This is a genomic window from Pseudomonas sp. WS 5411 (assembly GCF_012985595.1).
Classification (GTDB): domain Bacteria; phylum Pseudomonadota; class Gammaproteobacteria; order Pseudomonadales; family Pseudomonadaceae; genus Aquipseudomonas; species Aquipseudomonas shahriarae.
On record NZ_JAARMC010000001.1, the window covers coordinates 144695 to 159641 of the forward strand.

Below are 14947 nucleotides of genomic sequence, written 5' to 3' on the forward strand. Positions count from 1 at the left end.
TTTCTGATGAAGACTGCCTGGCTCATCGTGCCAGCGAGCGCCCCTGCGCGCGCCCTCCGCACCCTGTCACCTTCACAAGGAAGCAACTATGCCGGGCCGCCGGATGATTACCATGCTCAGCATCGTATTGCTGGTCGTGCTGATGCTCGCCAGCTATAAAGCGTTCTGGGTTTACCAACAGCTGCAGCTGCTGCATGCGCCAAAGCCGCCCGTCAGCGTGGCGGTGGCAACCGCCCTCGAACAACCCTGGCAGCGCCAGTTGCCCGCCGCTGGCACCCTCAAGGCATTGCAGGGCATCAACCTGAGTATCGAGGTGCCCGGCGTCGTCACCCAGTTGCACTTCGACTCCGGGCAAGTGGTCAAGCAGGGGCAAACCCTGCTGCAACTTGAGAATCAGGCCGAGCAGGCCGCGCTGGACGTAGCCCTGGCGGACCGCAGCCTGGCCCGGCAGAACTTCCAGCGCGGCCGCGAGCTGGTGGCGATCAACGCCATCTCCCAAGAGGAGTTCGACCGACTGTCCGCCGAGTTCAACCGCAACAATGCCGTCGTTGCACAACGCCGCACGGCGCTGGACAAAAAACGCATCGTCGCCCCGTTCAACGGCACCCTTGGCATCCGCCAAGTCAACATCGGCGACTACCTGCAAAGCGCCACCGTGATCGCCAGCCTGCAAGACGCCCATAGCCTTTACGTCGATTTCCACATCCCCGAGCACGCTGTTCAACTGATCAAGATCGGCCAGTCCGTGCGCATTGAAGTTTCGGCACGCCCAGGACTTTCCAGTCTCGCCACCATTAGCGCCATCGACCCCATCGTCGACACCCAGACGCGAAATGTGTTGGTGCGCGCCACCCTGACTCATCCGCCCGCCGACCTGTTGCCGGGAATGTTCGCCCACTTGCAGGTGCTGCTGACGAACCCGGGTTTGCATATCGTGATCGAGGAGAGCGCAATCGCCTACAGCCCCTATGGCCAGTATGTGTACGTCGTAGCCCCGCGCAAAAACAGCGAAGGCCGTGACGAGCTGGATGCCGAGGGCAAGCCGCTGCTGATCGCCGAACAACGCCTGGTCGAAACGGGCGAGCGACGCGACGGCACCATCGTGATTGCCAAAGGGCTGGCCAAGGGCGAACAGGTCGTTACTGCCGGCCAGATCAAATTGCAAAACGGTACCCCGGTGCGCATCAGCATCCACCGGAACCAACCTGATGAGCGTCCACTGGCGGCCCAACGGGAGAACGACAAATGACGTTCACCGACCTGTTTATCCGCCGCCCCGTACTGGCCCTGGTGGTCAGCCTGTTGATCGTGTTGCTGGGCTGGCAGGCGTTTGGGCAATTACCATTGCGCCAATTCCCGCAGATGGAAAGTGCGCTGGTCACGGTGACCACGGTCTCTCCAGGCGCCAGTGCCGAGACCGTGCAGAGCTACATCACACAACCTCTGCAGAAAAGCCTGGCAAGCGCGCAAGGCATCGACTACATGCGCGCCACCAGCCGGCAGAATGTGTCGATTATTTCCATCTACGGGCGGGTCGGGGCCGACAGCGACCGGTTGTTCACCGAGCTGTTGGCCAAGACCAATGAAGTAAGGAACCAACTGCCCCGGGACATAGAGGATCCGGTGCTGAACAAGGTCGCGGCGGATAACACCGCGCTGATGTACCTGGGTTTTTCCAGCGACACCATGAACAATGCGCAAATCACCGACGTCCTGCTGCGTGTGATCCAGCCTCGCCTGGTGACTCTGCCGGGCATGGCCGAGGCCCAGATCATCGGCAACCAAAGCTTTGCCATGCGTATCTGGCTTGATCCGCTGAAACTCGCAGGCTTTGGTTTGAGCGCCAGCGATGTGACCCAGGCCATCAAGCGCTACAACGTACAGTCCATTGCCGGCGACGCCACAGGTGAATTAGTCGTTACCAGTGTCACGGCCAATACCGAACTGCAGTCGGTTGAAGGCTTCCGGACCATCACCTTGAAAACCAACGGCGACAGCCAGGTCCGCCTCGGGGATGTGGCGCGGGTGGAGCTGGGTGCGCAGAACTACGACAGCTTCAGTTCATTCAATGGCCTGCCCGCGACCTACATCAGCATCAAGCCGACCCCCGACGCCAACCCGCTGGAGCTGGGCAAGCGCGTACGCGAACTGATGCCCCTGCTGCAGGCGCAGTTACCACCTCATCTGCAAGCCGATATCGCCTACGACTCGACGTTGTATATCAACGCCTCTATCGACCATGTGCTGTCGAGCCTGCTGGAAGCCATCCTGATTGTGGTGCTGGTGGTGTTCCTGTTTCTGGGCTCTTTGCGCGCCGTGGTGATTCCCGTCATCACCATTCCCCTGTCGCTGGTCGGCACGCTGTTCTTCATGCAACTGATGGGCTACTCGATCAACGTCCTGACGCTGCTGGCCATGGTCCTTGCCATTGGCCTGGTGGTGGATGACGCCATTGTGATGATGGAGAACATTCATCGGCATATCGAACGAGGCAAGTCGCCCCTTGAGGCCGCGATCAAAGGCGCGCGGGAGGTGTGCGTGCCGGTGATTTCGATGACCATTACCCTGGCCGCGGTGTATGCGCCCATCGGTTTCCTGCAGGGGTTGACCGGGGCGCTGTTCAAGGAGTTTGCCCTGACCCTGGCCGGGGCCGTGGTGATTTCCGGTATCGTTGCGCTGACCCTGTCACCGATGATGTGCGCCCTGTTATTGCGCCCTGAAGAACAGCCACGGGGCCTGTCCCTGGTCCTGGACCGGCTGTTCAACCATCTGAAGCAGCGTTACCAGCGCCGCCTGCATCAGATCATGGAGGCGCAGTCGGTGGTCATCGTGTTCGCCCTGCTGATCCTCGGCCTGATTCCCGCCATGCTCACCTTCACCCTCTCCGAGCTGGCCCCCGATGAGGACCAGGGCCTGATCTTTATCCTCGCCAGCGCACCGCAGCCGAGCAACCTGGCCTACCTCAACCGTTACACCCAGGACTTCATCGCGCTGTTCAAGACCCTGCCCGAGTACCAGGCCTCGTTCCAGATCAATGGCCTCGATGGCGTGCATTCGGGGGTGGGCGGTTTCCAACTGCGCCCGTGGGACCAGCGCGAGCGCACGCAGATGGAGGTGCTGGCGCCGCTGCGCAAAAAGCTCGACAGCATCCCCGGCCTGCAAGTATTTGCCTTTAACCTGCCGTCCTTGCCGGGTACGGGCGAAGGCCTGCCTTTTGGTTTTGTCATCAGTTCCCAGCAGGACCACAAGTCGATGCTGGCGGTGGCCGAGCGCGTCAAACAGCGGGCCATCGACTCCGGGAAGTTTGCCTACGTGGATATCGACCTGGCCTTCGACCGGCCCGAAGTAGTGATCGACATTGACCGGGCCAAGGCCGCGCAAATGGGCGTGTCCATGCAGGACCTGAGCCTTACCCTGGCGACCCTGCTGGCTGAAACGGAAATCAACCGCTTCAGGATTGATGGCAATCTGTACAAGGTCATTGCCCAGGTCGAGCGCACCTACCGCGACAACCCGGACTGGCTGAGTCACTACAACGTCAAAAATGCCAAGGGCCAATTACTGCCCCTGTCGACGTTGATCACCGTCTCCAGCCAACAGGTACGCCCGCGACAGTTGAACCAGTTCCAGCAGCTCAATTCGGTGCTGGTCTCGGCTTACCCGATTGTCGGTATGAGCAACGCCCTGGAGACCGTACAAGCCATCGCCCAGGAAGAGGCTCCGGCGGGCTACACCTTCGACTACAGCAACGCCACGCGCCAGTTTGTGCAGGAGGGCAATGCGCTATGGGGTACGTTCGGCCTGGCGTTGGCGATCATCGGGCTGGTGCTGGCGGCCCAGTTTGAAAGCCTGCGTGACCCGCTGGTGATCCTGGTGACGGTGCCGCTGTCGATCTGCGGCGCATTGATTGCGCTGTTCCTCGGCTGGTCGACCCTGAACATTTACACACAAATCGGCCTGGTCACGCTGATCGGCCTGATCAGCAAGCACGGCATCCTGATCGTCGAGTTCGCCAACCAGTTGCGCAAGGAGCAGGGGCTGTCGGCGCGTGCCGCCATCGAAGAAGCCGCCGCGATCCGCTTGCGGCCGGTGCTAATGACCACCATCGCTACCGTGCTGGGGGTGATCCCGCTGGTGTTTTCCAGCGGTGCCGGCGCGGTCAGCCGGTTTGATATCGGCATGGTGATCGCCACCGGGATGTCGATCGGGACCTTGTTCACTTTGTTCGTCCTGCCGTCGGTATATACGGCGCTGGCCAAGCGTGACATGCCCGCCCCCTGACCTCATATGGGAAAGGCCTGACACCCCTTTCCCTATTCCCCTGCGCCTTAAAACCATTGCGCTTGAGCCTGCCCACGAGCGCTGAAATTTACCAGTTGGAATCCCCCCGAAACTCGGAGTAATGTGCCGAATCGTTCGTCTTCGTCTGCCTCAGTTTTTTCCAAGGAACCGGAATATGCTGCGTCGTCGCATGCTGATCATGTTGGCCGTTGTGCTGCTCATCGTCCTGCTGCTGGGGGGCTATAAAGCCTTTTCCATCTATCAGCAGATCCAGGTCTTTTCCGCGCCCAAACCGCCGATCAGCGTGGCGGTGGCCACCGCGGTCGAACAACCGTGGCAACAGCGCCTGCCGGCGGTGGGTACGCTCAAGGCCTTGCAGGGGGTGAACCTCGCCCTGGAGATTGCCGGCACGGTCAAGGACGTGCAGTTCGAGTCGGGGCAGAAGGTCAAGGCCGGGCAGCCGCTGGTGCAACTCGACAGTGCGGTGGAAGACGCCCTGCTGCAAACCGCCCAGGCCGACCTGGGCCTGGCCCAGCTCGATTACGGGCGCGGCAGCCAACTGGTGGGCAGCCAGGCGATCTCCAAGGGCGAGTTCGACCGGCTCTCGGCGCAACTGCAAAAAAACAAGGCCACGGTCAACCAGCTCAAAGCGTCCCTGGCCAAGAAACACATCGTCGCGCCGTTCAGCGGCACTATCGGCATTCGTCAGGTCGATGTGGGCGACTATCTGGCCAGCGGCACGGTGATTGCCACCTTGCAGGACCTGAGCAGCCTCTATGTGGACTTTTATGTGCCCGAGCAGTCGGTGCCCAAGCTGGCCGTGGGCCAGGGGGTGCAGGTGCAAGTCTCGGCCTACCCGAAACTGACCTTCCCCGGCACCCTCAGTGCGATCAACCCGAAAGTCGAGAGCAGCACCCGAAACGTGCTGGTTCGAGCGACCCTGGCCAACCCGGACAATAAACTGCTACCGGGCATGTTCAGCAGCCTGCAAGTGCTGCTGCCCGACCCGCAAGCGCAGGTGGTGATACCGGAAAGTGCCATTACCTACACCCTCTACGGCAACTCAGCCTACGTGGTAACACAGAAAAAGAGCGAGGACGGCAGCCTCGAAAAAGATGCCAACGGTCAACCGATCCTGATCGCCGAACGGCGCTTTATCGAAACCGGCGAACGGCGCGATGGCCTGGTGCTGATCACCAAAGGCCTGAGCAGTGGCGAGCAAGTGGTCAGCGCCGGGCAGATCAAGCTCGACACCGGTGCGCATATCGCCATCACTGCGGATAAAAACCTGCCGGCCGCCCCTGGCCAACCTCCGCGCAACGACGGTTCAAGGAACTGAGCCATGGCGTTTACCGACACGTTTATCCGCCGCCCGGTGCTGGCCATGGTGGTCAGCCTGCTGATCGTGCTCCTGGGTTTCCAGGCCTACAGCAAACTGCCACTGCGCCAATACCCATCCATGGAAAATGCCCTGATCACGGTGACTACCGCGTACCCCGGGGCCAATGCCGAGACGATCCAGGGCTATATCACCCAGCCGTTGCAGCAAAGCCTGGCAAGTGCCGAAGGTATCGACTACATGACCTCGGTCAGTCGCCAGAACTTCTCGGTGATTTCCATCTATGCGCGGATCGGCGCCAACAGCGACCGGCTGTTCACCGAGCTGCTGGCCAAGGCCAACGAGGTCAAGAACAAACTGCCCCAGGACGCCGAAGACCCGGTGTTGAGCAAGGAGGCCGCAGATGCCTCGGCGCTGATGTACATCAGCTTCTCCAGCCAGCAACTGAGCAACCCGCAGATCACCGACTACCTGTCGCGGGTGATCCAGCCCAAGCTGGCGACCCTGCCCGGCATGGCCGAAGCCGAGATCCTCGGCAACCAGGTATTTGCCATGCGCCTGTGGCTGGACCCGGTCAAGCTCGCGGGCTTTGGCCTGAGCGCCAGTGACGTCACCGATGCCGTGCGCCACTACAACTTCCTCTCCGCCGCCGGCGAAGTGAAGGGCGAGTATGTGGTCACCAGCATCAACGCCAACACCGATTTGAAGACCGCCGAGGCCTTCGCCGCCATCACCGTGAAGACCGATGGCGACAGCCGGGTGCTGCTGGGCGACGTGGCCCGGGTGGAAATGGGCGCGGAAAACTACAACGCCATCAGTTCCTTTGGCGGTACGCCTTCGGTGTACATCGGCATCAAGGCCACGCCCAGTGCCAACCCGCTGGATGTGATCAAAGAAGTACGCAAGCTGATGCCGGAGCTGGAATCCCAGTTGCCGCCCAATCTCAAAGCAGAAATCGCCTACGACGCCACGCTGTTTATCCAGGCGTCCATCAACGAAGTGGTCAAGACCCTATTTGAAGCGGTGCTGATCGTGATCGTCGTGGTGTTCCTGTTTCTCGGGGCGCTGCGCTCGGTGGTGATCCCGGTGGTGACCATCCCGCTGTCGATGATTGGCGTGCTGTTTTTCATGCAACTGATGGGCTACTCCATCAACCTGCTGACACTGCTGGCGATGGTGCTGGCCATCGGCCTGGTGGTGGATGATGCCATTGTGGTGGTGGAGAACATCCACCGCCATATTGAAGAAGGCAAGACGCCACTGGACGCTGCGCTGGAAGGCGCGCGGGAGATTGCCGTGCCGGTGGTGTCGATGACCATCACCCTGGCGGCGGTGTATGCGCCCATCGGTTTCCTCGAGGGGCTGACCGGGGCGTTGTTCAAGGAGTTCGCCCTGACCCTGGCCGGTGCGGTGGTGATTTCCGGCATCGTCGCCCTGACCCTGTCACCGATGATGTGCGCCCTGCTGTTGCGCCACGACGAAAACCCCACGGGGCTGGCCCATCGCCTGGACCGCATCTTCGAAGGCCTCAAGCGCCGCTACCAGACAATGCTGCACGGCACACTGAACACCCGGCCGGTGGTAATCGTGTTTGCCCTGATCGTGCTGTGCCTGATCCCGGTGTTCCTCAAATTCACCCAGTCGCAACTGGCCCCGGATGAAGACCAGGGCATCATCTTTATGATGGCCAGCGCACCGCAGCCGACCAACCTGGACTACCTGAACACCTACACCGACGAGTTCATCACGATCTTCAAGGACTTCCCGGAGTACTACTCCTCGTTCCAGATCAATGGGTTCAACGGGGTGCAATCGGGTATCGGCGGCTTCCTGCTCAAACCGTGGAACGAGCGCGACCGCACGCAGATGCAGATCCTGCCTGAGGTGCAGAAACGCCTGGAGCAGATCCCCGGCTTGCAGGTATTCGGCTTCAACCTGCCATCACTGCCCGGTACCGGCGAAGGCCTGCCCTTCGGTTTTGTGATCAACACACCCAATGACTATGAGTCGTTGCTGCAAGTGGCCGACCGCGTGAAGAAACGGGCCATGGAGTCGGGCAAGTTCGCCTTTGTCGATATCGACCTGGCGTTCGACAAACCCGAGGTGGTGGTGGACATCGACCGTGCCAAGGCGGCGCAGATGGGGGTGTCGATGCAGGATCTGGGCAGCACACTGGCGACCTTGCTGGCGGAGGCGGAAATCAACCGGTTCACCATTGATGGGCGCAGCTACAAGGTCATCGCCCAGGTCGAGCGGGCCTACCGGGACAACCCCGAGTGGCTGAACAGTTACTACGTGAAAAACACCCAGGGCGAGTTGTTGCCGCTGTCGACCCTGATCAGCATCAGTGACCGCGCGCGCCCGCGCCAACTGAACCAGTTCCAGCAACTCAACTCGGCGCTGATCTCGGGCTTCCCGATTGTCAGCATGGGCGAGGCCATCGACACCGTGCGCCAGATCGCCATCGAAGAAACCCCGGCCGGCTACGCCTTCGACTACAGCGGCGCCTCACGCCAGTTCATCCAGGAAGGCAGCGCGCTGTGGGTCACCTTTGGCCTGGCGTTGGCCATCATCTTCCTGGTGCTGGCGGCACAGTTCGAGAGCTTCCGTGACCCGCTGGTGATCCTGGTGACGGTGCCGCTGTCGATCTGCGGCGCGTTGATCCCCTTGTTCCTGGGTTGGTCGAGCATGAACATCTACACCCAGGTGGGGTTGGTGACCTTGATCGGGCTGATCAGCAAGCACGGTATCCTGATCGTCGAGTTTGCCAACCAGCTGCGCAAGGACAAGGGCCTTACGCCCCGTGAAGCAGTGGAAGAAGCGGCGGCGATTCGCCTGCGCCCGGTATTGATGACCACGGCAGCGATGGTGTTTGGCATGGTGCCGTTGATCTTTGCCACAGGGGCCGGGGCGGTCAGTCGGTTTGATATCGGGATGGTGATTGCTACGGGGATGTCTGTGGGTACGTTGTTTACGCTGTTTGTGTTGCCGTGTGTTTATACGTTGTTGGCTAAGCGTGAGGTCTTGGCTGCGGTGGATTGATTGAGTACCTATCCGTTTCTGCGGCCCCTGTGGGAGCTGTCTCGCCCTGCGAGGCTGTGATAGCGGTGTGTCAGACAACATAAAAGCTAGCAGTGCCGGCGCCATCGCTGGCAAGCCAGCTCCCACACCCACCGGGGAACGCGGCTTCGCGCTCCGGTTCTACTGTGGCTCTGCTTTTGATCTTGATCTGAGGCGCCCCGCCAGGGCTGAGCGTATAGCCGCCATCCCAGACCAAGAACGCAGCAACACGCAAAAAACAAAAGGCCCCGCACTGCGGGGCCTTTTACAGGGGCGTCAATCTCTTCAACTCGCAGGCCTCATCCCTTGGGACATCCCAAACATAAACAGCAAAAGCTGATGATCAGGCTGCGTAACCCCCGTGGTCTTGGCGATCCGCGGCACCGGGCATTGCCCGCCGTTGTGCGCCGCGCTGAGGACTTCTGTGCGGGGCTGCTCCCAGGCAGCCAGGGCCAGGGAGGCGATGCCCAAGGCCCCCAACAGAAACAAACCTCGTGCTATTTCTAGCTTCATTAGGTTAAACCCTTGATAGCGCTGCCAAACGCCGCTTCGTAAAAGTAGCTGAGTTTTTGCCAGTCGGCGGCATTCCACGACGAATGGCGCCGCAACTGCTGCATGTCATGGTCAGCGGCCCGGCGGGCGGTCAAGCGTTGGCGACTCTTCTCGAGATCCAGCAGCGCCACTTCGACCGTCGCGCCCTCTGCCGCCCCGCTGACCCGCACAAAAATATGCTTGCTGTACAGGCAGCCATGCTGCCAGCGCCCCTTGTGCATGCGCGCCAGGGTTTGCGCCAACTCAGCTAGCAGGCGCTCATGCGCCAGTTCCCCACATTGCGCGCGGCCACCGGCGGCGTACCAACTGTCGATATCCACAAAGCCATCCAAAGCCGCCGTCACCAGCAAAGCCTTCCACTGTTGGTCCGGATCACGACGGGCGCCACAGAACACCAGTTCCGGAACCCCCACATCGAGCAAGCGCAGGCCCCTGAGCGCATCGCGCTCGCGCAACACCGTGGGCCGCCCAAAAGGATGCAGCCAACTGCGATAGGTGTGACCTGTCTGGCGCTTGCTGTAGAGCAAGCGCCCATTGGTGCCGATTACCCGCTGTACTCCGCTTTCGCCCCCTCGACGCCGATTGGGCTCCTCGACCCACTCGCCCTGCTGCCGCCAGAAGTAATCGAAGCGCTCTTCGGGAGCTACGTGACTGCCTGCTACGTACTCAACTGCCATCCTGCTACCTCTTGCGCAATACATACACTCGCCACATGGCGTACAGCGGTATGAAGTCCAAATACTCCTGGACGCGGAAACCAGCTTGCTCAAACTCAGCTTCAACAGTAGCAGCCGGTAACACAAAACGATTTCGGTAACTCTCCTGCTCACTTTTGTTGCGGCGCTGCATTTCCAGGCGCTTGCGTTTCCAGGCCTTGAAGTTGCCATCCACCCACAACGAAATGATCACGCTATCGCGGGTAACCCTTTGAAATTCTTTCAATAACGCCAGCCGATGCGCCGGGTCGCCGATGTGGTGTAGCAGACGCATGCAGAAAATGCTGTCCACTGCGTTGTCTGGCAGGTCGATATCAAACGCTGATGTCTGCAAGGGCCGTACCCGCTTGAGCACATCCGCCGGTTGCGACGCAGTGGCGATGCTTAACATGGCCTCGGAATTGTCCGCGCCGATAATCACCCGGTTGGGCTTTTCGGCCAGCAGTGGCCAGAAGCGCCCGGCACCGCACGGTAAATCCAACACCAGACCAGGCTCACCGGCCATCGCCAGCGCACCGCGGGCCAATTGCTCATCCCGTTTGTGCGACAGCCGCCGCGCCAACTTGCCCTGATGTTTAAGCAGATATTGTTGAGCGTGCCGGTCGTCGTACTTGGCGGAAAATTCAAGTTTGATAGGGGTAGCCATCAACGGATCTCCTAGACTGATGCCTGCAACCTTAAGCAGTCGCACGTCATCCGCAGGTCAACCCTTTGTGAAAAAAACGTCCCGTCTAACCCTAAAGAATTACAAGGTTTTACAGGGAAAAAGCATGGCATGAAGCCATCTTCGCCGAACAGGCGGGAATCTGCCCCTGGGGAAGGGGCAGGAAAGGGCTCAGGATTTGACCTGATTCAATTCAACATGGAAGCGACAACCACTGGGCTCCATGGTACTGAGGCTGACCACCCAGCCCTGGCTCTCGCAGATGCGCTGGACCAGTGACAAACCCAGGCCCAGGCCGTCACCGCGCTTTTCGTTACCGCGTACAAACGGCTCGAACATGGCTTCGCGCTTGTCTTCGGGAATCCCCACCCCGCTGTCTTCCACCACAAAGCCGGTAGGCTCCAGGGTCAGGCGGATAAACCCGTGTTCGGTGTAGTGCAGGGCGTTGCGCAGCAGGTTGCCCATGACCGCATGCAGGAAGGTGGCGTTGTAGCGGGTGTCGAGTGGGTTGCCCGGCAGGTAGAACAACTCGATGCCCTTGCGCTCGATAGGTTCGCGCCAGATCCCCAGCAAGCCCTCCGCAACCTCGGAGAGGCTGACCTGGGGCGACATCGTGGTGTCGTCATGCTGGTCACGGGCCAGCATCAGGAAGGTCTGCACCAGCTCGCGCATTTCCTCGCAGGCCCGGGCGATACGCTCGACCTGTTTACGCCCCCGTGAATCAATCGCCGGGTTTTCCAGCAGCAGTTCGCAGGAACTGGCCAGCACCATCAACGGCGTGCGCAGTTCATGGCTGACATCGCTGGTGAACAGGCGCTCACGGGTCAGGGCCTGGCGCAGACGGCCAAGCGTGGCGTCGAAGGCCACTGCCAGTTCGCCCACTTCGTCGGCCGCATAGTCCGGCGCCAGCGGCGGCGCCAGCCCCAGTAATTGGTCACGATGCCGCACCTGGCGCGCCAGGCGCACCACCGGTGCCATCACCTTACGAGCAAGGACCCAGCCGAGGAATACCGCCAGTGCCAGGCTGAGTACAAACCCTACCAGCACCACTGCAAACAACACGCGCTCGCGCTCTTCGAAATCGCTCTGGTCTTGCAGCAGGACATATCGACGGCCGTCGACGATCTCGACCATGGCATGGTAGGAAAGCGCATCGCGAAATACTTCGTGAAAGCCGGCGTCCAGATGCCGCAAGTCCTTGGGCAGTTGGAAATCCCCGCGTCCGCCGCTGAAATAGAACAGTTGGTCCGGCTCGGGACGGTGGCGCCAGTCTTCGACACTGTCCATCAACAGCAGACGCTGCAGGTCGCCGCCCAGCCCCGCCGAAATCAGTTTTTCTTCCACCAGGTGCACCGTGGCGACGATGCCCATGGCGAAGGCCCCCGCCACCAGCGCGCTCATCAGCGCAAAGGCGATGATGATCCGCTGGGCAAGGCTTTGCTTAAACTCCATCACGCCCCTCGGCCAAGCGATAACCCACGCCATGCACGGTTTGCAGCAAGGGTTTGGCAAATGGCTTGTCGATCACTTGGCGCAGTTGGTGGACATGGCTGCGCAGGCTGTCGCTGTCCGGGCAGTCATCGCCCCACAGGGCCTCTTCAAGCACTTCGCGGCGCAGGACATGCGGGCTTTTCTGCATCAACACCGCGAGCAATTTCAGGCCGACAGGGTTGAGCTTGAGCAGGCGTCCTTCGCGGGTCACTTCCAGGGTGTCGAGATCGTAGGACAGATCGCCGACTTGCAGCTCGCGCCGGCCGCCACCCTGGGCGCGACGCAGCACGGCTTCGATACGTGCGGCCAGTTCCGACAGGGCAAACGGCTTGAGCAGATAGTCATCGGCCCCCGACTTGAAGCCTTGCAGGCGATCGTCCAATTGGTCGCGGGCGGTGAGCATGATCACCGGTGTGTCGCGGCGCGCGTCTTCACGCAGGCGTTTGCACAGGGTGTAGCCATCAATCCCAGGCAGCATGATATCGAGCACGATCAGGTCGTAATGCTCGGTGGCCGCCAGGTGCAGGCCAGACAAACCGTCCTGCGCACAGTCCACGGTATAGCCCTTGAGTCCGAGGTAATCCGCCAGGTTGGCCAGAATATCGCGGTTGTCTTCAACCAATAAAATTCGCATGGGCAGTGTCTCCGTACGCGGTAACAGCCGTGTTGGCTCGCGCAGCTTAAGGCCAAGTATGGCTTACCGCTAGGCCTGAACGGTCAACCGATTACTGTTTTCAATCGATAAAAAAGCCCCGCCTGATCACTCAGGCGGGGCTTTTATGCATCGGGGGTAAGGCTGGCTTACATCATGCCGCCCATGCCACCCATGCCGCCCATGTCTGGCATACCGCCGCCAGCCGAGCCTTCTGCTTTCGGCTTGTCAGCGATTGCAGCTTCGGTGGTCAGGATCAGGCCACCGATGGAGGCTGCAGCCTGCAGCGCGGAACGAGTCACCTTGGTAGGGTCCAGGATGCCCATTTCGATCATGTCGCCGTAGACGCCAGTCGCAGCGTTGTAACCGTAGTTACCTTTGCCGTTCTTGACTTCGTTGACTACAACGCTTGGCTCGTCGCCGGAGTTGGCAGCGATCTGGCGCAGCGGTGCTTCAACAGCACGACGCAGCACAGCGATACCGACGTTCTGGTCAGCGTTGTCGCCGGTCAGGTTGGTCAGGGCTTCCAGAGCACGGATCAGTGCAACGCCACCGCCAGGTACCACGCCTTCTTCAACGGCCGCACGGGTTGCGTGCAGGGCGTCTTCAACGCGGGCTTTCTTCTCTTTCATTTCAACTTCGGAACCAGCGCCAACCTTGATCACTGCAACGCCGCCAGACAGCTTGGCCAGGCGCTCTTGCAGTTTTTCACGGTCGTAGTCCGAGGAAGTCTCGGCAACCTGGGCACGGATCTGGGTGATGCGCGCCTGGATGTCCTGCTCAACGCCAGCACCGTCAACGATGATGGTGTTTTCTTTGGAGATGGTCACGCGCTTGGCGCTACCCAGGTTTTCCAGGGTGGCGCTTTCCAGGCTCAGGCCGATCTCTTCGGAGATTACGGTACCGCCGGTCAGGACGGCGATGTCCTGCAGCATGGCCTTGCGACGATCGCCGAAGCCTGGAGCCTTGACGGCTGCGACTTTAACGATACCGCGCATGTTGTTCACAACCAGAGTCGCCAGGGCTTCGCCTTCAACGTCTTCGGAAACGATCAGCAGTGGACGGCCGGCTTTGGCAACGGCTTCCAGTACTGGCAGCATTTCGCGGATGTTCGAGATCTTTTTGTCGACCAGCAGGATCAGCGGGCTGTCCAGCTCGGCAACCATGGTCTCTGGCTTGTTGACGAAGTACGGGGACAGGTAGCCACGGTCGAACTGCATGCCTTCTACAACCGACAGTTCGTTTTCCAGGCCAGTGCCTTCTTCAACGGTGATCACGCCTTCTTTACCGACTTTTTCCATGGCTTCGGCAATGATGTCGCCGATGGAGCTGTCGGAGTTGGCGGAGATGGTACCTACCTGAGCGATAGCCTTGGTGTCAGCGCATGGCTTGGACAGGTTTTTCAGCTCAGCAACGATGGCGATGGTCGCCTTGTCGATGCCGCGCTTGAGGTCCATCGGGTTCATGCCGGCAGCGACGGCTTTGTAGCCTTCGTTGACGATGGCCTGAGCCAGAACGGTGGCGGTGGTGGTGCCGTCGCCGGCGTCATCGTTGGCACGGGAGGCAACGTCTTTGACCAGCTGCGCGCCCATGTTTTCGAAACGGTCTTCCAGTTCGATTTCTTTGGCGACCGAAACGCCGTCCTTGGTGATGGTCGGAGCGCCGAAGCTCTTCTCGATGATCACGTTACGGCCTTTCGGGCCCAGGGTCGCTTTTACTGCGTCAGCCAGGATGTTGACACCGGTGAGCATTTTCTTACGGGCGGAATCGCCGAATTTAACTTCTTTAGCAGCCATGATCGATATTCCTTAAATACTTTGTAGTAACGGGAAAATGAGCGGGGAATCAGCCTTCCAGTACAGCGAGAATCTCGTTCTCAGCCATAACCAGCAGGTCTTCGCCGTCGACTTTCACAGTGTTGCTGCCGGAGTAAGGACCGAATACAACCTTGTCACCGACTTTAACGGCCAGCGCACGCACTTCACCGTTTTCCAGAGTCTTGCCTGGGCCTGCAGCGACGATCACACCGTGGTTGGCTTTTTCAGCAGCCGAACCTGGCAGAACGATACCGCCAGCGGTTTTCTTTTCTTCTTCGCTGCGACGGATAACGACGCGGTCGTGCAGAGGACGAAGCTTGCTCATTGTCGATCTCTCCTAATTGTAAGTTTCATCGGCCGGTATCAGTACCGGCG

At 60.3% G+C, this 14947-nt stretch carries 11 protein-coding genes; 4 read left to right on the plus strand and 7 right to left on the minus strand.

Annotation, left to right across the window (positions count from 1 at the left end; all coding sequences use genetic code 11):
- Positions 1–88: 88 nt before the first annotated feature.
- From HBR93_RS00670 to HBR93_RS00685, 4 genes are all read left to right on the plus strand, one after another.
- Positions 89–1249 (plus strand): efflux RND transporter periplasmic adaptor subunit, encoded by a 1161-nt coding sequence (locus HBR93_RS00670; RefSeq protein ID WP_169959680.1) that lies wholly within the window; start codon positions 89–91, stop codon positions 1247–1249.
- Positions 1246–4281, plus strand: coding sequence for a multidrug efflux RND transporter permease subunit (locus HBR93_RS00675; RefSeq protein ID WP_169959681.1), 3036 nt, complete (start codon positions 1246–1248; stop codon positions 4279–4281). The genes HBR93_RS00670 and HBR93_RS00675 overlap by 4 nt, the downstream gene beginning before the upstream one ends.
- Before the next feature lie 175 nt (positions 4282–4456).
- Positions 4457–5620, plus strand: coding sequence for an efflux RND transporter periplasmic adaptor subunit (locus HBR93_RS00680; RefSeq protein WP_169959682.1), 1164 nt, complete (start codon positions 4457–4459; stop codon positions 5618–5620).
- A gap of 3 nt (positions 5621–5623) precedes the next feature.
- Positions 5624–8662 (plus strand): multidrug efflux RND transporter permease subunit, encoded by a 3039-nt coding sequence (locus HBR93_RS00685; protein WP_057439381.1) that lies wholly within the window; start codon positions 5624–5626, stop codon positions 8660–8662.
- A 303-nt stretch (positions 8663–8965) separates the two neighbouring features.
- Here HBR93_RS00685 and HBR93_RS26845 read toward each other — a convergent pair whose 3' ends face one another.
- The 7 genes from HBR93_RS26845 to HBR93_RS00715 all read right to left on the minus strand — a co-directional run bounded on the left by HBR93_RS26845 (position 8966) and on the right by HBR93_RS00715 (position 14897).
- Entirely contained in the window at positions 8966–9193 is a 228-nt protein-coding gene (locus tag HBR93_RS26845; protein WP_057958645.1) for a hypothetical protein, read from the minus strand.
- On the minus strand, positions 9193–9909 hold the full coding sequence (locus HBR93_RS00690) for a lipopolysaccharide kinase InaA family protein (RefSeq protein WP_169959683.1): 717 nt from the start codon (positions 9907–9909) through the stop codon (positions 9193–9195). Before HBR93_RS00690 ends, HBR93_RS26845 begins: the two co-directional genes overlap by 1 nt.
- A 4-nt stretch (positions 9910–9913) precedes the next feature.
- Positions 9914–10594, minus strand: coding sequence for a class I SAM-dependent methyltransferase (locus HBR93_RS00695; RefSeq protein WP_057439380.1), 681 nt, complete (start codon positions 10592–10594; stop codon positions 9914–9916).
- A gap of 189 nt (positions 10595–10783) precedes the next feature.
- Positions 10784–12064 (minus strand): HAMP domain-containing sensor histidine kinase, encoded by a 1281-nt coding sequence (locus HBR93_RS00700; RefSeq protein ID WP_169959684.1) that lies wholly within the window; start codon positions 12062–12064, stop codon positions 10784–10786.
- A complete protein-coding gene (colR, locus tag HBR93_RS00705) occupies positions 12054–12737 on the minus strand; it encodes a two-component system response regulator ColR (protein WP_029295378.1) in 684 nt (227 codons plus the stop codon). The genes HBR93_RS00700 and colR overlap by 11 nt, the downstream gene beginning before the upstream one ends.
- A 167-nt stretch (positions 12738–12904) precedes the next feature.
- Positions 12905–14551 carry a chaperonin GroEL gene (gene groL, locus HBR93_RS00710; RefSeq protein WP_057439378.1) on the minus strand — a complete coding sequence of 549 codons (1647 nt, stop codon included), beginning with the start codon at positions 14549–14551 and terminating at the stop codon, positions 12905–12907.
- Between the two features lie 49 nt (positions 14552–14600).
- Positions 14601–14897, minus strand: coding sequence for a co-chaperone GroES (locus tag HBR93_RS00715; protein WP_017846112.1), 297 nt, complete (start codon positions 14895–14897; stop codon positions 14601–14603).
- Between the last annotated feature and the right edge of the window lie 50 nt (positions 14898–14947).